We start from the raw sequence: 16,834 nt of genomic DNA, 5'->3' as shown, positions 1-16,834 counted from the left end.
CATCCTACAGGAGGAACAACAATGAAAAGCCTCGTCGACCACCTTAGTCAATACGCCGCGTACCACCGCGACCCGCGCAATATTGTCAGCCACTTTATCGGCATCCCATTGATCGTGGTTGCCGTGGCCGTGCTGTTGTCACGCCCCGAATGGGCGGTGGGTGGCCTGTGGGTCTCGCCAGCGGTGATCCTGGCGTTGTTCTCGGCGTGGTTCTACCTGCGCCTGGAACTGGCCCTGGGCGTGCTGATGACGCTGCTGATGGGCCTGTCGGTGTGGGCCGGGCATGTATTGGCGGCGCAGAGCACGATGGTATGGCTGAGCAGTGGCGTGGGTATGTTTGTGGTGGGTTGGGTGATTCAGTTTATCGGGCATTACTACGAAGGCAGAAAGCCGGCGTTTGTGGATGATGTGTCGGGGTTGATCGTGGGGCCGTTGTTTGTGGTCGCGGAGTTGGCGTTTCTGCTGGGGTTGCGGCAGGACCTGCAAAAGCAGATTGCACAACGTTCAGGCCCGGTGGGACGCCGCGATCTCAAGCCAAGTGAAGTCTAAATGTGGGAGGGGCGGTGCGACGATTCGACTTGCTCCCGATAGCGGTATATCAGCTTAGAAATTTTTGGCTGACACACCGCTATCGGGAGCAAGCCCCCTCCCACATTGGGTTCTGTATTGAGCTTAGGCTTTTTGCCAGACCTTGGGTTTGAAGAACAGGGTTTCGCCACGGGTTAAACCGGTGAGGCTGTCATGGTCTTTGACCACTTCGGCCTCGATCAACTCGCTTTGGCCTTCGACCTTGAGCGTCACCCGCGTCGTGGCGCCCAACGGCCGGATATCCCGCACTTGCGCCGCATGGTGATCCTCCAGCTCATGCCGCGACAGCGACACCTCATGGGGGCGGAACAACAGGTGCTTATCCTCGCCCAGGTGCAGGCGGTTCGAATCACCCAGGAAGTGATAGACAAAATCGCTGGCCGGTTTTTCGTAGACATCCCCCGGCGAACCGATCTGCTCAATCACGCCCTTGTTCATCACCACGATGCGGTCGGCGACTTCCATGGCCTCTTCCTGGTCGTGGGTCACGAACACCGAGGTCAGGTTGATGTCTTCGTGCAGCCGCGCCAGCCAGCGGCGCAGTTCTTTGCGTACCTTGGCGTCGAGGGCGCCGAAAGGTTCGTCCAGCAGCAGCACTTTGGGCTCCACCGCCAGGGCGCGGGCCAGGGCGATACGTTGGCGCTGGCCACCGGAGAGTTGTTCCGGGTAGCGGTCAGACAACCAATCGAGCTGCACCATGTTCAGCAATTCGTGAACCTTGGCCGCGATCTGGCTTTCGCTCGGGCGCTGGTTTTTCGGTTTCATGCGTAGGCCGAAGGCGACGTTGTCGAACACGGTCATATGGCGGAACAAAGCGTAGTGCTGGAACACAAAACCGACGTTGCGATCACGCACATCGTGGCCGGAGACGTCTTCGCCATGGAACACGATGTTGCCGGTGTCCGGGGTTTCCAGGCCGGCGATGATGCGCAGCAAGGTGGTCTTGCCGCAGCCGGACGGGCCCAGCAACGCCACCAGCTCGCCACTCTGGATATCCAGGTTGATGCTGTCCAGGGCCTTGAAAGCGTTGAAGTTCTTGCTGACATTACGGACTTCGATCGACATGACTTATTCCTCACCGGCGCTGTTGCGCAGGCGGTTGATTCGGTTCTCGCTCCACTGCTTGAGCAGCAGGATGAAGAGCGCCAGGATCAGCAACAGGCTGGCCACCGCAAACGCGGCAACGTGGTTATATTCGTTGTAGAGAATCTCGACATGCAGCGGCAGGGTATTGGTCACCCCACGAATGTGGCCGGACACCACCGACACCGCGCCGAACTCGCCCATGGCCCGTGCGGTACACAGCACCACGCCATAGATCAAGCCCCATTTGATGTTGGGCACGGTGACATGCCAGAACATCTGCCAGCCATTGGCACCGAGCAGGCGCGCCGCCTCCTCCTCCTGGGTGCCCTGCTCCTGCATCAGCGGGATCAGCTCCCGGGCCACGAACGGCACGGTGACGAAGATGGTCGCCAGCACGATGCCGGGCAAGGCGAACACGATCTGGATGTCATGGTCCTGCAACCATGGGCCAAAGAAGCCCTGGGCGCCGAACATCAGCACGTAGACCAAACCCGCGATCACCGGCGAGACCGAGAACGGCAGGTCGATCAGCGTCACCAGGATGCTCTTGCCACGGAACGAATACTTGCTCACACACCAGGCGGCGCTGACACCGAACACCAGGTTGAGCGGCACTGAAATCGCCACGGCAATCACCGTGAGCTTCAACGCCGACAGCGCGTCGGGCTCGAGGATCGCAGTGAAGAATGCACCCAGGCCATTCTTCAAGCCCTGGGTTACCACAATCAGCAACGGCAACAGCAGGAACAGTACGAACACCAGCCAGCCTAGGCCGATCAGGATGCGTCGCGACGCTGCACTGCCACGCCGGGCGGCATTGGCCGAGGACGCGGCGGAAATAGACGATTGGGACATGTTCCGCGCCTCCTTATGGACGTTCGATGCGCCGCTGCAACAAGTTGATCAGCAGCAGCAGAATGAAGGAAACCACCAGCATCAGCACACCAATGGAGGTGGCGCCGCGGTAGTCGTACTGATCGAGCTTGACCATGATCAGCAGCGGCAGGATCTCGGTCTTCATCGGCATGTTGCCGGCGATGAAGATCACCGAGCCGTACTCACCCACACCCCGGGCAAACGCCAGGGCGAAGCCGGTCAGCCACGCGGGCAGCAACGCAGGCACAAGGATGTAGCGGAACACTTGCAGCGGCTTGGCGCCGAGGCAGGCCGCGGCCTCTTCGATCTCCTGGGGGATATCGGCCAGCACCGGCTGCACCGTGCGCACCACGAATGGCAAGGTGACAAAGGTCAGCGCCAGGGTGATACCCAGGGGGGTGTAGGCGATCTTGAAACCCAGGTCGGCGGCAAACTGGCCGACCAAACCGTTAGGCGTGTACAGCGCGGTCAGCGCGATACCAGCCACGGCCGTGGGCAGGGCGAACGGCAGGTCGATCATCGCATCGATGATCTTGCGACCGGGGAAGGTGTAACGCACCAGTACCCAGGCCAGCAACGTACCGATCACGCCGTTGATCAGCGCGGCGTACAGCGCGGTGCTGAAGCTCAGCTTCAACGCCGCCAGCACGCGCGGTGCGGAAATGATGTTCCAGAACTGATCCCAGGTGAGTTGAGCGGCGTGTACAAACATCGCCGCCAGCGGGATGAGTACGATCAGGCTGAGGTACACGACGGTGTAGCCCAGCGTCAGCCCGAAGCCGGGTATGACGGGGGAAATACGACGCGACATAAGAGTCCTTGGTTAGCGGAACGGATATGCGTATGGCCCGCCGTGGCGAGGGAGCTTGCTCCCGCTGGAGTGCGAAGCGCTCCCAAAACCGGTACCCACGGTACATCGTGGTTACCTGATTTTGGGGCTGCTTCGCAGCCCAGCGGGAGCAAGCTCCCTCGCCACGACAAGCCCCGTGCGCAATAGTCGGTATCAGTTACTGCGCCGTGTAGATCTGGTCGAACACGCCACCATCATTGAAGAATTTCGGTTGGGCCGTTTTCCAGCCGCCGAAGTCCTTGTCGATCGTCACCAGGTCCAGTTTCGGGAACTGCTGGGCATACTTGGCGGCGACTTTCTCATCCCGTGGTCGGTAGAAGTTCTTCGCCGCAATCTCCTGGCCAGCCGGGCTGTACAGGTGATTGAGGTACGCGGTGGCGATCTCGGTGTTGCCCTTTTTCTCGGCGTTCTTGTCGACTACGGCCACGGGTGGCTCCGCGAGAATCGACAGGGACGGCACGACGATGTCGAACTTGTCGGCGCCACCGTCTTCCTTCAGCGCCAGGAACGCCTCGTTTTCCCAGGCCAGCAATACGTCGCCCTGACCGTTGTTGACGAAGGTAATGGTAGATCCGCGGGCGCCGGTGTCCAGTACCGGGACGTGCTTGAACAGCTCTTTCACGTATTCCTGGGCCTTGGCTTCACTGCCACCGGTCTTGAGGCCGTAGGCCCAGGCGGCAAGGAAGTTCCAGCGTGCACCGCCGGAGGTTTTCGGGTTTGGCGTGATCACCGACACGTCTTTCTTGATCAGGTCGCCCCAGTCCTTGATGGCCTTGGGGTTGCCCTTGCGCACCAGGAACACGATGGTCGACGTGTACGGGGTGCTGGCGTCCGGCAGACGGCTTTGCCAGTTTTCCGGCAGGGTCTTGCCCAGTTTGGCAATTTCATCGATGTCGCCGGCCAGGGCCAGGGTCACCACGTCGGCGCGCAAGCCGTCGATCACCGCCCGGCCTTGCTTGCCGGAGCCGCCGTGGGATTGCTGGATCTTGACGTTGTCGCCGGGGTGGGACTGCTTCCAGAAGCTGGTGAACTCGGCGTTGTAGTCCTGGTACAGCTCACGGGTAGGGTCGTACGAGACGTTGAGCAACTCATAGTCTTTGGCAACGGCGGAACCGGCAAACACGGCACTGGCCAACGCGGCCAGGGCGTAACGGCGAATCGACGACATAGAAGCTCCTGAAATTCTTGTTGGCGGCATCCTGTAGGAGCGAGCTTGCTCGCGAAAAACCCAGCAGCACCGCGTTAAACCTGATGCGCTGCGTTATCGTCGGCGTTTTTCGCGAGCAAGCTCGCTCCTACTGATGGCTTATTCTTAGGCGGGTTTGTTACCCGGGTTCTGCAGGCGGAATTTTTCCTTGCGTTCGATCTGTACCACTTGAGCGTTGTGCACGGTGATTTCCACTGCGCCGAACCGCAAATCGCGCAGGGCGCTCTGGATCTCACGCAAAATGGTTGCTTCGTCCTGGCCGTCGACGCTACGTAGAGATGCGCTCATGGTCTCGCTCCTGAAATGAATAGTGCCTGGCAGTGGCGGCACTGCTTGCGGCGTGAGGGCGATAGTAGATAAGCGTGGATATTCTTAAAAATACTATTTAAGAATGTTTATATAACCAGAAATAATTTTCTGACAGGACGAGGAGTTGCGTGTGGTTGCGATCCAAATGTGGGAGGGGGCTTGCCCCCGATAGCGGTGGGTCAGCCAAGTTTTTCTAACCTGATACACCGCCATCGGGAGCAAGCCCCCTGCCACATTTTGACTGCATTTCAAGGCTGGATTGGGGGGGCTCGGGTCCAGTCGATAGCGTCGGCAGGCATCGGTCGCCCAAACCAGTAGCCCTGGCCCATATCGCACTGCTGGTCCAGCAGGAAGCGCGCCTGCTCCACCTGTTCGATACCCTCGGCATGCACCTGCATGCCCATGCTTTTCGCCAGGGCGATCACCACGCGCACAATCGCAGCATCGTCTTCATCCCAGGGCAAACCCGCGACAAAACCTTGGTCAATCTTGAGTTTCTGCACCGGCAGGCGTTTGAGCCGCAGCAACGAGGAGTAGCCGGTGCCAAAGTCGTCGATCGCCAGGCGCAGGCCCAGTTCGCGCAGGCGGTGCAGTTGCTCCAGGGCGACTTCCGGGTCGTCCATCACTGCACTTTCGGTGACTTCCAGCTCAAGGAAGGCCGGATCCAGGCCGGTGGCGTGCAGCACCTGGGCAACTTGCTCGTACAGCTCGCGCCGGGCGAACAAGCGGCTGGAGACATTCACCGCAATGAAACTCAGCGGCGCGCCGTGGGTTAGCCACTGGCACATCTGGCGACAGGCCTGGTCCAGCACCCACCCATCAATGTCGGCAATCAGGCCGGTGCGTTCGGCGATGGGGATGAACTCGCCCGGCGGGATCAGACCGCGCTCCGGGTGTTCCCAGCGCACCAGCGCTTCGACGCCCACCAGGCGGCTGTCATGCAGGTCGTGCACCGGCTGGTAATAAACGCGCAGCTCTTGCTGGTCGAGGGCGCGACGCAGCTCGCTGGCGATCTCCACGCGATTCTGTGCATGGGCGGTGAGTTCTTCGGTGTACAGGGCGTAGCCTTCGCGGCCGGCGTTCTTGGCCTTGAACAAGGCGGAGTCGGCGTTGCGCAGCAATTGCTCGGCGCTCAGGGCGTCGCTGGGAAACAGGCTGATGCCAATGCTGGCGCTGATAAACAGCTGGTTGCCGTCAAAAATGAAGGGGTCCTTCATGGCATTGAGCATGCGCTGTGCCAAGGCCGCGGCCTGCAGCACCTGTGGACAACTTTCCGCGAGCACGGCGAACTCGTCGCCACCCAGGCGCGCCAGGGTCACACCGGGCCCGAACAAGCCGCGCAAGCGTTCGGCGACCAGCTTGAGCAACTGGTCGCCGACGTTATGGCCAAGGCTGTCGTTGATGATCTTGAAGTGGTCCAGGTCCATCAGCAGCAAGGCACAACCACGCTTGTGCACCTGCGCCGAGGCCAGGGCCTGCTCGGCACGGTCGGTGAACAGCAGGCGGTTGGGCAGGTCGGTGAGCGGGTCGTGATGGGCCAGGTGCGCCAGTTCGTGTTCGGAGTCCTTGATGGCACTGATATCCGAGAACACCGCGACGTAGTGGCTGATCGTGCCCTGCTCATCGTGGATGACGCGAATGGTTTGCCACTGCGGGTAAATTTCGCCGCTTTTGCGTCGGTTCCAGATTTCGCCGCTCCATTCGCCCGTGCGTTCCAGGGTCTGGAACATTTGCTGGTAGAACGTCGACGAATGGCGGCCGGATTTGAACAGGCTTGGTCGCTGGCTCATGACGTCTTCGCGGCGATAACCGGTGATTTCCATGAACGCCCGGTTGACATGCACGATCAGCCCTTGGGTATCGGTGACCAGCACCCCTTCGCGGGTGCAATCGAACACCGCAGCGGCCTGGCGCAGGCGCTCGCGGTTTTCTTTCAGGGGCTGCTGCAACGCATGGGCACGGGCAAAACGCCGGCCGATCCAGTAGATGACCAACGCGCTGAGGCTGACCCCCACATAACCGCGCACCTGCAGCCAGCGCCCCAGCGCCCATGGCTCATCGATAAAGTTGATCAATACGTAGTTGCTGAGCTGGAGCCAAACAATGGAAACCAGCAGGTATACCAGCCCCGCACGTAGGGCACCTCGGTATGAAAACAGCATATCTTTAGTAATCCTTACTAAATAACCAGAATCGCCCTACAAAGGATCAGGATTATAGATGAGGAAACACCTTGTAAGTCTTATCTGAAACGGCGACTGGTTTTATCCGAAAAGGGAGTGATAATGCGGATGCTGTTTTTTTCTTTATCTGAGGGCCATACAGCCTATGTGGTACAACGGTTTTCTTGATCTGTCAGCCTGGCAACTGGTGGCAGTCACTCTGTTGATGACCCACGTGACCATCATTGCGGTCACCGTCTATCTACACCGCTATTCCGCCCATCGCTCCCTGGAGCTCAATGCGGGCCTTAAACACTTCTTCCGCTTCTGGCTGTGGCTGACCACGGCGCAGAACACCCGCGAGTGGACCGCCATTCACCGCAAGCACCACGCCAAATGCGAAACCGTCGATGACCCGCACAGCCCGGTGATCAAGGGCCTTTCCACCGTGCTGCGCAAAGGTGCCGAGCTGTACCGCGCCGAGGCGGAAAACCCCGAGACCCTGCGCATCTACGGCAAGAACTGCCCGGACGACTGGCTCGAGCGCAAGCTCTACACGCCCTACCCGCTGCTGGGCGTGGCGATCATGGGCGTAATCGACGTGCTGCTGTTCGGCACCATCGGCATCACCATCTGGGCGATCCAGATGATGTGGATTCCGTTCTGGGCCGCCGGCGTGATCAACGGCCTGGGCCATGCCGTGGGCTATCGCAACTTCGAATGCCGTGACGCCGCCACCAACCTGGTGCCGTGGGGCATCATCGTCGGCGGCGAAGAGCTGCATAACAACCACCACACCTACCCCAACTCGGCCAAGCTGTCGGTGAAGAAGTGGGAGTTCGACCTGGGATGGGCCTGGATCAAGGTGTTCAGCTTCCTGCGCCTGGCCAAGGTGCAGCGCGTGGCGCCCATTGCCCACCGCGTCGAAGGCAAGGGCAGCCTGGACATGGACACCGCCATGGCGATCCTCAACAACCGCTTCCAGATCATGGCCCAATACCGCAAATTGGTGATTGGCCCGCTGGTCAAGCAGGAGCTGGAGAAAGTCGATCATTCGGTACGCCACCAGTTCCACCGGGCCAAGCGCCTGTTGTCGCGGGAAACCAGCTTGCTCGATGACCGCCACCACCTGCGCATCCAGAGCATGCTGGAGCACAGCCATGCGCTGACGGTGATCTACGAAAAGCGCCTGGCGCTCCAGCAGATCTGGCTCAAGACCAGTTCCAACGGCCACGATATGCTGGCCGCGATCAAGGAATGGGTGCATGAGGCCGAGGCCAGCGGTATCCAATCCTTGCGCGATTTTGCCCACCAACTGAAGACCTATTCGCTGCGGCCTGCGGCGGTCTGATTGTGACGTGGGAGGGCTTGCCCTCCCACACACTGGCTTTTTGGCGCCATTTTACGGGCACCGCCAATCGGTCACGATCATGGAACTTCACCGCAATTCCCCTCTCTCAAAGAACACTTCGCCATCATGGTGACCCCTTGTAGTGACCGCTGTTCCATCCTGCGGCGCGCCCAGAGAGAGTTGTACCGATGGTTCACGAAAAGCCCTGCCTGCCCGATGTGCCCACTGCCGAGCCGCCCCGCCCGGCCGGCAGCGACCCTGTTGGCGTTGATGCATGCCCAGGGCGAAGTCGAGCGACTGAGTGAGCGTGAGCAACTGCTCAGCTCACTGCTGGTCAGCGTGAATGCGGTGCTGTGGGCCATCGACTGGGAAACACGCCGCGTGCTGTATGTGAGCCCGGCCTACGAGCGCATCTTTGGCCGTTCAGCCGGCTTGCTGCTGGCCGATCACCGGGAATGGCGCAACAGTGTTCACCCCGAAGACCTCGACTACGCCGAACACAGCCTGGCCCGCGTGCTGGAACAAGGCGCCGTGGAAGACCGCGAGTACCGCATCATCACCGCCGACGGGCAAATCCGCTGGCTGTGCGACAAGTGCTACATCAACCAGCAGGTGGTGCCTGGCGAGCCGCTGATCGTGGTCGGCATGGCCGAAGACATCACCGAAAAAAAGCTGCTGGAGCTGGAACTGCACCGCCTCGCCACCACCGACGTGCTGACCCAAAGCAGCAACCGCCGGCACTTCTTCGAATGCGCCAACCAGGCGTTCGACAATGCCTGCGTGCAGGGCACGGCGCTGGCGTTCCTGTTGCTGGACATCGATGACTTCAAGGACATCAACGACACCTACGGCCACCTGGAGGGCGATCAGGTGCTGCGGCGCATTGCCGAGAGTGGTCGCGGGGTACTGCGCCGTGGCGATTTGTTCGGGCGCATTGGCGGCGAAGAATTCGCCGCCGTACTGCCCGGTTGCGCACCGGAGATGGCCCTGCAAGTGGCCGAACGGCTGGGCAAGGAAATCCAGGCGTTGCTGTTCAGCTATGAGGGCCGCGAGTTCAACGTGACCGTCAGCCAGGGCCTGGCCAGCTTGTGTGAAGATGACTCCACCCTCGACAGCCTGTTTGCCCGGGCGGATGCGGCGATGTACGAAGCAAAACGCCAAGGCAAGAACCGCGTTATCGCAGGCTAGGCTCGGTCAAAATGTGGGAGGGGGCTTGCCCTAACGCCATTGCCCTCTGTAGGAGCGAGCTCGCGAAAAACGCACAGGCGCCGCGTTTAATCAGGAAACACGCCTTATCGTTGACGTCTTTCGCGAGCAAGCTCGCTCCTACAAAAGCCTTAAGGGCAAGCCCCCTCCCACATTTGGTCTCATTGGCTGTCAGGGTTTGCGTACTCTTGTCAGTTCGGTCAAGCCCACTTTGAGCAGCCGTGCGGTCTTGCTGCCGGCAAGCTCTTGCAGCCCTTCATGCTCGGTCAAGCGCGCCATCTGTGTCGCCAGGTTCACCACCAAGGCTTCGCGTGAATACACACCGCCTTCCAGTGAATAGGTGGCCGCGATCAATTGGCGCAACTCCAACGGCAAGCGCCAGCGCGTGCGCAACGCCGAGCCGTAGGCGGCGCCAAAAGTGTCGAGGGATTCGCCGATCGCTTCGTCATCCAGGGCGCCGCCAGCCTGGCGCCAGTCTTCCAGGCAGCGCAACAAGGCCAGGTCGCCCAACCGATGCAGGATGCAGGCGCTATAGCAGCGCTGGTGATCCAGTTCCAACATGCGCGCCAGGCGTCGGGCGTACTCGGCGCTGTCCTCGGACAACTGCCAGTGCCGCTCGGCGTAGGCCACCAGCCCAGGGTCACCCAGCACCACGTTGTGCTTGAGCGCCAGGCCCAGGATGAGGTTCATGCTTTGCCCGGGGACCAGCTTGTTGAGGGCCGCGTGCAGGGTCTGCACCGGCGTGCCGTGATACCCGGCACTGTTGGCGGCGGCGATCAGCACGGCGGTGATTTGCGGGTCGATACGCACCTGGTCTTCGAGCTGCTGCAGGTCCAGGCCCTCGGGCCCCAGGCTGCGTTGCACCGCGGCTTTAACATCCACACGCAACGGCGCGCCATCGCAGACCTCTCGGCGCCGCTCCAGGAATGCCGGCAAGGTCATTCCCGGTGCCAACGGTGGAATCTCGCAATACACGTTTTCCCCTTCGTTAAGCAGCAGGTCTTGCAGGCGCTGTGTCAGGCCCTCCATGTTCAGCGGGTGGGTCAGGTACGCAGTCGGCGCCAGGGGCAAGGCTTCGCGTACGCTGGCGCTGTCATTGCGGCTGCTCAGCAGGATGAACGGCAGTGCGGGAGAGCGGCGCTGCTGGCGCACACTGCGCAGCAGGCTCAGGCCATCGACGCCCGGTAGCTCCCAGTCCGCAAGAATCAGGTCATAGGTTTTTTCCCGCAACAGCGTGGCGGCCTGCTGCCCATCGGCGCACACATCCAGCCGCGCGTCACAACGCACATTCAACAACACTTGCTTGAGCAGGTCCCGCGACCAAGGGTCCGCTTCGGCAATCAGCACGCGGGGTACAGCGGGTAAATCAACAGCAGTCATCCAGCACGCTCCATCGGCAATGCTTGCACCTTAGACAATGCCGCCGCGTGCGTAAAATGAAGCAGGCACAAAAAAACCGCCGAAGCGGTTCTTTTGCTTTTCGTAGGAGCGAGCTTGCTCGCGAAGGTCGTCAACGAAAACGCGGGCAGCCCTTGAAACGCGGTGCCTGGGCGTTTTTCGCGAGCAAGCTCGCTCCTACAGGGGCGGGGCGTGTCAGAGTTCGGAGAAACACTCTTCGATAATCGCCAGGCCCTTGTCCAGCTGCTCGTCCGGCGAGGTCAGCGGCACGAGGACGCGCAACACGTTGCCGTAGGTGCCGCAGGACAGCAGGATCAGGCCCTTGTCACGCGCCTTGGCCACCACCGCGGCAACGGCCGCCGCGTTAGGCTTGTGGCTGTCGCCCTCTTCAAACAGCTCGACTGCGATCATCGCGCCCAGGGCACGCACATCACCGATCACCGGGTACTTGGCCTGGATGGCCTTGAGGCCCGTCACCAGGCGCTCGCCGACCGCCTTGCAGCGGTCCAGCAGGTGCTCTTCTTCGAACACTTCCATCACGGCCAGGGCCGCCGCGCAGGCAATCGGGCTGCCGGCGTAGGTGCCGCCCAGGCCGCCCGGGGCGATGGCATCCATGTATTCGGCCTTGCCGCATACGCCGGCCAGCGGGAAGCCGCCAGCGATGGATTTGGCGAAGGTGGTCAGGTCGGCGGCCACGCCCATCTGTTCCATGGCGAAGAAGGTACCGGTACGGCCGGCACCGGTTTGCACTTCATCGGCGATCAGCAGGATGCCGTGCTGGTCGCACAGGTCACGCAGGCGCTTCATGAAGGCTTTCGGCGCGACGTAGAAACCGCCTTCGCCCTGCACCGGCTCGATGATGATAGCGGCGATATCACGCGGCTCGGCATCGTTCTTGAAGATGCGTTCGATGCTGGCGATGGAGTCGTCGACGCTCACACCGTGCAGTTCGTTCGGGTACAGCGCGCGGAACACGCCACCTGGCATCAGGCCCATGCCAGCCGAGTAAGGCACGACTTTACCGGTCAGGCCCAGGGTCATCATGGTGCGACCGTGGTAGGCACCGGTGAAGGCAATCACGCCTGCGCGGCCAGTAGCGGCGCGGGCGATCTTCACGGCGTTTTCGACGGCTTCGGAACCGGTGGTGACCAGCAAAGTTTTCTTGGCGAAATCGCCTGGCACCTTGGCGGCGACTTTCTCACACACCTCTACGTAGGGCTCGTAGGCCAGCACCTGGAAGCAGGTGTGCGTCAGCTTGTTGAGCTGCTCGGTCACGGCGGCGATGATTTTCGGGTGCACGTGACCGGTGTTCAACACGGCGATACCACCGGCGAAGTCGATGAACTCGCGACCTTCTACGTCGGTCACCGTGGCGTTCTTCGCGGATTCGGCGAAAATCGGGTGAATCTGGCCAACACCGCGGGGTACAGCGGCTTCGCGGCGTTTCATCAGGGAAGCGTTGGTCTTGCTCATAAAGTCCTCATTCGCCACTCATCGGGTGGCGTGGTCCAAGGCATAGGTGGCGGGGAGGCAACTACGGCAGCATGCGATGATCGACTGCCACAGCTTTCCCGGCCACTACGAATAACGATGTGGAACACGCAAAGGGGCAGCGCTCTCGTGCCCTCTGCGTTTGCTGCAAGCTCTTGCCGGTCAGATGCCCAGGCAGAGGTATTTGATTTCCAGGTAATCCTCGATCCCGTACTTGGAGCCTTCACGGCCCAGGCCCGAGGCCTTGATGCCGCCGAACGGCGCCACTTCGTTGGAGATCAACCCGGTGTTGACGCCGACCATGCCATATTCCAGGGCCTCGGCCACACGGAACACCCGGCCCAGGTCGCGGGCATAGAAGTACGAGGCCAGGCCGAACTCGGTGTCGTTGGCCATGGCGATCACATCGGCTTCGTCTTTGAAGCGGAACAGCGGCGCCAGCGGGCCAAAGGTTTCTTCCTTGGCGACAGCGGCGTCTTTCGGCACATCGACCAGAATGGTCGGCTCGAAGAAATTGCCTTCCATCGCCTTGCCACCGGCCAGCAGCTTGGCGCCTTTGCCCAGGGCATCAGCGATATGTTCCTGAACCTTGGCCACGGCTTTTTCGTCGATCAGCGGGCCCGTGGTGGTGCCTTCTTCCAGACCGTTGCCGATCTTCAATTTGGCCACGGCCACCTTGAGCTTTTCAGCGAAGGCGTCGTACACCGAATCCTGGATGTACAGGCGGTTGGCGCAGACGCAGGTCTGGCCGTTGTTGCGGTACTTGGAGATGATCGCGCCTTCGACGGCCTTATCCAGGTCGGCGTCGTCGAACACAATGAACGGTGCGTTTCCGCCCAGCTCCAGAGAGACTTTCTTGATGTCCTTGGCACATTCGGCCATCAGCTGGCGACCGATTTCGGTCGAGCCGGTGAAGGACAATTTGCGCACGATCGGGTTGCTGGTCAGCTCACCGCCAATGTCGCCGGCGCTGCCGGTGACCACGCTGAGCACGCCTTTCGGGATACCGGCGCGGTGCGCCAGCTCAACCAAGGCCAGGGCAGAGAACGGCGTTTGCGAGGCTGGCTTGATCACCATGGTGCAGCCGGCAGCCAGGGCCGGGCCGGCTTTACGGGTGATCATGGCGGCCGGGAAGTTCCACGGAGTGATCGCCGCGGTAACGCCAATCGGCTGCTTGATCACGATCAGGCGCTTGTCGGGTTGGTGGCCGGGGATCACGTCGCCGTAGATGCGCTTGGCCTCTTCGGCAAACCACTCGATAAAGGACGCGGCGTAGACGATTTCGCCCTTGGCTTCGGCCAGCGGCTTGCCTTGCTCGAGGGTCATCAGGCGGCCGAGGTCGTCCTGGTTTTCGATCAACAGTTCAAACCAGCGGCGCAGCTTGTTGGCGCGCTCCTTGGCGGTGAGGGCACGCCAGGCCGGCAGGGCCTTGTCGGCGGCTTCGATGGCGCGGCGGGTTTCCGCGGCGCCCATCTTCGGCACGCTGCCGAGAATTTCACCCGTGGCCGGGTTGTTGACCTTGATGGTCTGACCGTTGTCCGCATCGACCCAAGCGCCATCGATAAAGGCTTGCTGGCGGAACAACTGGGTATCTTTGAGCTGCATGTCGGCTTTCCTTAACAGCACCGCGCGCACGCGGAGCGAATTAGAGTTGTTGAAAGGCGCCTTGTGGGCTGCCGTCAGGGAAATCAGCCCCAGCGCGCGGGAGAAAAATACAGCGCACGGGAGACAGAGCGTTTGAAATCTCAAACGAATCCTAGGATCAATGGGGGTACAGGGCAATAGGATGTTCGAAAAAAAGAACGATTATGGCGCATCTGGTTCATCTTTCAGATCAAACGCACACACGACAACAGCCCCGGAGCCTTGTGGGCACCGGGGCTGTTGTGGCCTTGCAGCTTAAGGTTGGAAAGACTTGAGCACGGCCAACAGGCTGGTCAAGTTGTCGGCCACGCCGCCCTGGGCGACTTTTTCGGTGGCCGACGCGCCGGCGGTGGTGTCGACACTGTAGATCTGCATCACGCCCTGGTTGGTGGCCGCCTGGGCCAGGGTGTTTTGTTGCTGTTGGGCCGAGACCGAGTTCTGGAACAGGATCGCCGTGGCCTGGCCCATGGATTGGTAGATCGTGCTCATGGCCATCGCGGGCGATTCGGCAACGACCTTGACGTTGGTCTGGGTGACGGCATCGGTGATTTGCGGGCTGACAGTACTCATGGTTGATACTCCTGGGTTGAGAAAGAACAACTTCCGTTATTGCTCAGTGCTTAAGGCTGGAAAGACTTGAGCACAGTCAACAGGCTAGTGAGGTTATCCGACACGCCGCCCTGGGCGACTTTCTCGGTGGCCGCCGCACCGGCGGTGGTATCGACGCTGTAGATCTGCATCACGCCCTGGTTGGTGGCCGCCTGGGCCAGGGTGTTTTGCTGCTGTTGGGCCGATACGGCGTTCTGGAACAGAATCGCCGTGGCCTGGGCCATGGATTGATAGATGGTGCTCATCGCCATCGCTGGCGATTCGGCCACCACTTTGACGTTGGTCTGGGTGACCGCGTCGGTAATTTGCTCGTTGACTAATGGCATGATCAATTTCCTTATTTAGTGCACGGTGTATTCCGTGTTCATCAATGAACGTTGCGAAACAAGGGCTGTGAAACCTGTGGCTTCAGGATTTCGCAGGTCCGGCCAGGGCGGCCTCGATCCGTGCGATCAACTGCTGGATCTCCTTGTTCACTTCACGCTTGAGATCCAACTGCTCGACGCTTTGATCGGGCGCGCCACTCAGCGCTTGGCGTACCGCCGCCTCACTCTGCTGGGCGGCCTGGCGAATTGCCTGCTCGTTGGTCTTCGATTGTTCAAGTACCTGCACCGCGCGCTTGAGGCTTTCGTCAACGATAGCGCGCGGCGCACCGTCGAACATCTGCGGGCTGCGCAGCATCGCCTCAAGACGCTGGCGATCAACGCTGGATAGAACTGGTGGCTGCATGTGAACCTCCTGCGGCGCTGGCTTGACGGCAACAGCGCCGCTAAAGCCGCACCTCAACGTTGTCCTGCCAGAATCCTGCAAAGTAAAAGTGCGGCGAGGAATCACAGAAGGTCGCCAACTCCGCAGGCGTTATGGCGCTAGGCTGGTTGGGGAAAATGGCAGGCGGAGGCGGCAGCAGATTAGCTTCGTTGTAAAGGTTGCCGACTTCATAGCAGTTGGCCGCGAACTGCGAACAAAAGGACCCGCTGCCGATGTCGATGGACTCGTTGATCCGCGTCACCAGGCTGGTATCGGAAGTCCAGCGCCGGAAAGCTGAAATCATCGCGTTCCACACGCTGTAGCGGCCCCGGATATCACCGCCGATCTTGTCGAAGTAGAACTGCTTGGCAGCTACCGTCGCCGCCTCGCCCAGTTCGGTATCCACGCAGGAAAACACCATCGCCGAGCGCGGCGGTTTTTCCAGGCTCAGGTCGGTCAGGGCCAGGCCACTGCCCACGCTTTCGATCACCAGGGTGTCGCTCACCGCAATCGCCGGATGCACCACGTTCAGGTACGTCGTGTCCTGCGAGAACACCTTGGCCTTGACCAGTTGACCGGCTTTGATAAACGCCCGCGTAGCGCTGTCGTCATCTTGTTTGACAGAAAAAATAATATCTCCAGGCTGCATGATGTCGCTCCTCATTCAAGAAAAGTTGCTTTCAAGTTGCTGTCGCACCGCCCCAGCCGAACGCTGGAGCGCTGTGCTCGGTTCAGGCCGCTGGCGCGGCCCGGTTGGCCAGGGTGCTCGCGTACTTGGCGATGCTCTGGTCGATCTTGTCGATGGCCACGCTCGCGGCTTCGGCTTCCATCGCCCCGGCGGCGGCGGCCACAGCGGCAGCGGCGCCCACCAGCAGGTCGGTGGCTAACGCGCCCAGTGCATCCTCGGCGGCGCCCGGCAGGTTGTTGTTGACGATGTTCTCGGTCATTTGCTGGAGCAGCACGGCCTGGGCCGCCAGGGCGATCTTGCTGACCCCGTCGAAATACCCCGCCGCCGCCTGCGCCACCAGGCCGGCCGCCTGGCTGATCATCATGTCGGCCGGCACCGCGATCTGGGCCGGCGCATAGGCGAAGTTCTGCGCGTTAGTGAACTGCACCGCCTGCACGATCTGGCTGTTGAGCGCCGCCGTGCTATCGGTTGACGGCGCGCTCACCTGGTTGAGCAGGTGCTCGTTCATGCGCGCCATGATCGAGCGCGAAGCCGGTGCGGCGGGCGCCGGCGCAGGTGGGTCGGCGGCGGGCGTTGCTTGGGAGGCGGCGGGTTTCTTTCTGCTGAACCACGACATGATCGA

Annotated in this window: 16 protein-coding genes and 1 pseudogene; 3 read left to right on the top strand and 14 right to left on the bottom strand. The window is 61.1% G+C overall.

The genetic code is table 11. The features are described from left to right. Positions 1-21: 21 nt before the first annotated feature. The gene (locus KVH01_RS08325) at positions 22-549 is read left to right on the top strand and encodes an Mpo1 family 2-hydroxy fatty acid dioxygenase (RefSeq protein WP_043050824.1); all 528 of its coding nucleotides are present in this window, start codon (positions 22-24) and stop codon (positions 547-549) included. 123 nt (positions 550-672) lie between these two features. Here KVH01_RS08325 and KVH01_RS08320 read toward each other — a convergent pair whose 3' ends face one another. The 6 genes from KVH01_RS08320 to dibA form a co-directional block, all read right to left on the bottom strand. Then, positions 673-1,653 (bottom strand): sulfate/molybdate ABC transporter ATP-binding protein, encoded by a 981-nt coding sequence (locus KVH01_RS08320; protein ID WP_217881098.1) that lies wholly within the window; start codon positions 1,651-1,653, stop codon positions 673-675. Positions 1,654-1,656: 3 nt separating this feature from the next. Next, positions 1,657-2,529 (bottom strand): sulfate ABC transporter permease subunit CysW, encoded by an 873-nt coding sequence (cysW, locus tag KVH01_RS08315; RefSeq protein WP_217881096.1) that lies wholly within the window; start codon positions 2,527-2,529, stop codon positions 1,657-1,659. A 13-nt stretch (positions 2,530-2,542) separates the two neighbouring features. Beyond that, positions 2,543-3,361 (bottom strand): sulfate ABC transporter permease subunit CysT, encoded by an 819-nt coding sequence (cysT, locus tag KVH01_RS08310; RefSeq protein WP_217881095.1) that lies wholly within the window; start codon positions 3,359-3,361, stop codon positions 2,543-2,545. A 196-nt stretch (positions 3,362-3,557) separates the two neighbouring features. Further along, a complete protein-coding gene (locus KVH01_RS08305) occupies positions 3,558-4,568 on the bottom strand; it encodes a sulfate ABC transporter substrate-binding protein (RefSeq protein ID WP_217881090.1) in 1,011 nt (336 codons plus the stop codon). 144 nt (positions 4,569-4,712) lie between these two features. Continuing rightward, the gene (oscA, locus tag KVH01_RS08300) at positions 4,713-4,895 is read right to left on the bottom strand and encodes a sulfur starvation response protein OscA (protein WP_056847244.1); all 183 of its coding nucleotides are present in this window, start codon (positions 4,893-4,895) and stop codon (positions 4,713-4,715) included. Positions 4,896-5,164: 269 nt separating this feature from the next. Further along, positions 5,165-7,078: a phosphodiesterase DibA gene (gene dibA, locus KVH01_RS08295; RefSeq protein WP_217881089.1), complete on the bottom strand. Its 1,914-nt coding sequence runs from the start codon at positions 7,076-7,078 to the stop codon at positions 5,165-5,167. Positions 7,079-7,244: 166 nt separating this feature from the next. Here dibA and desA point away from each other — a divergent pair, with 166 nt between their 5' ends. Together desA and KVH01_RS08285 are read left to right on the top strand one after the other, a co-directional pair. Then, a complete protein-coding gene (gene desA, locus KVH01_RS08290; RefSeq protein WP_217881087.1) occupies positions 7,245-8,429 on the top strand; it encodes a delta-9 fatty acid desaturase DesA in 1,185 nt (394 codons plus the stop codon). 188 nt (positions 8,430-8,617) lie between these two features. Beyond that, positions 8,618-9,617, top strand: a pseudogene (locus tag KVH01_RS08285) (sensor domain-containing diguanylate cyclase). A gap of 189 nt (positions 9,618-9,806) precedes the next feature. Here the strand turns inward: KVH01_RS08285 and KVH01_RS08280 are convergent. The 8 genes from KVH01_RS08280 to KVH01_RS08245 form a co-directional block, all read right to left on the bottom strand. Continuing rightward, entirely contained in the window at positions 9,807-11,015 is a 1,209-nt protein-coding gene (locus tag KVH01_RS08280) for an HDOD domain-containing protein (RefSeq protein WP_217881085.1), read from the bottom strand. Between the two features lie 213 nt (positions 11,016-11,228). Next, positions 11,229-12,506, bottom strand: coding sequence for a 4-aminobutyrate--2-oxoglutarate transaminase (gene gabT, locus KVH01_RS08275; protein WP_057010496.1), 1,278 nt, complete (start codon positions 12,504-12,506; stop codon positions 11,229-11,231). A gap of 180 nt (positions 12,507-12,686) precedes the next feature. Continuing rightward, on the bottom strand, positions 12,687-14,129 hold the full coding sequence (gene gabD / locus KVH01_RS08270; RefSeq protein ID WP_043049124.1) for an NADP-dependent succinate-semialdehyde dehydrogenase: 1,443 nt from the start codon (positions 14,127-14,129) through the stop codon (positions 12,687-12,689). Between the two features lie 294 nt (positions 14,130-14,423). Continuing rightward, positions 14,424-14,738 carry a RebB family R body protein gene (locus KVH01_RS08265; RefSeq protein ID WP_043049126.1) on the bottom strand — a complete coding sequence of 105 codons (315 nt, stop codon included), beginning with the start codon at positions 14,736-14,738 and terminating at the stop codon, positions 14,424-14,426. Positions 14,739-14,788: 50 nt separating this feature from the next. After that, positions 14,789-15,103, bottom strand: coding sequence for a RebB family R body protein (locus tag KVH01_RS08260; RefSeq protein ID WP_003187550.1), 315 nt, complete (start codon positions 15,101-15,103; stop codon positions 14,789-14,791). Between the two features lie 82 nt (positions 15,104-15,185). After that, a complete protein-coding gene (locus tag KVH01_RS08255) occupies positions 15,186-15,506 on the bottom strand; it encodes a hypothetical protein (protein WP_217881083.1) in 321 nt (106 codons plus the stop codon). A 40-nt stretch (positions 15,507-15,546) separates the two neighbouring features. Beyond that, complete coding sequence (locus KVH01_RS08250; protein WP_014716414.1) at positions 15,547-16,173, bottom strand: hypothetical protein; 627 nt, start codon at positions 16,171-16,173, stop codon at positions 15,547-15,549. 82 nt (positions 16,174-16,255) lie between these two features. Beyond that, on the bottom strand, positions 16,256-16,828 hold the full coding sequence (locus tag KVH01_RS08245) for a hypothetical protein (protein ID WP_043049131.1): 573 nt from the start codon (positions 16,826-16,828) through the stop codon (positions 16,256-16,258). Between the last annotated feature and the right edge of the window lie 6 nt (positions 16,829-16,834).

This window comes from Pseudomonas khavaziana, assembly GCF_019145205.1.
Classification (GTDB): Bacteria; Pseudomonadota; Gammaproteobacteria; order Pseudomonadales; family Pseudomonadaceae; genus Aquipseudomonas; species Aquipseudomonas khavaziana.
The sequence above is the reverse complement of the archived record's forward strand: the minus strand, read 5'-3'. Positions and strand labels throughout refer to the sequence as shown.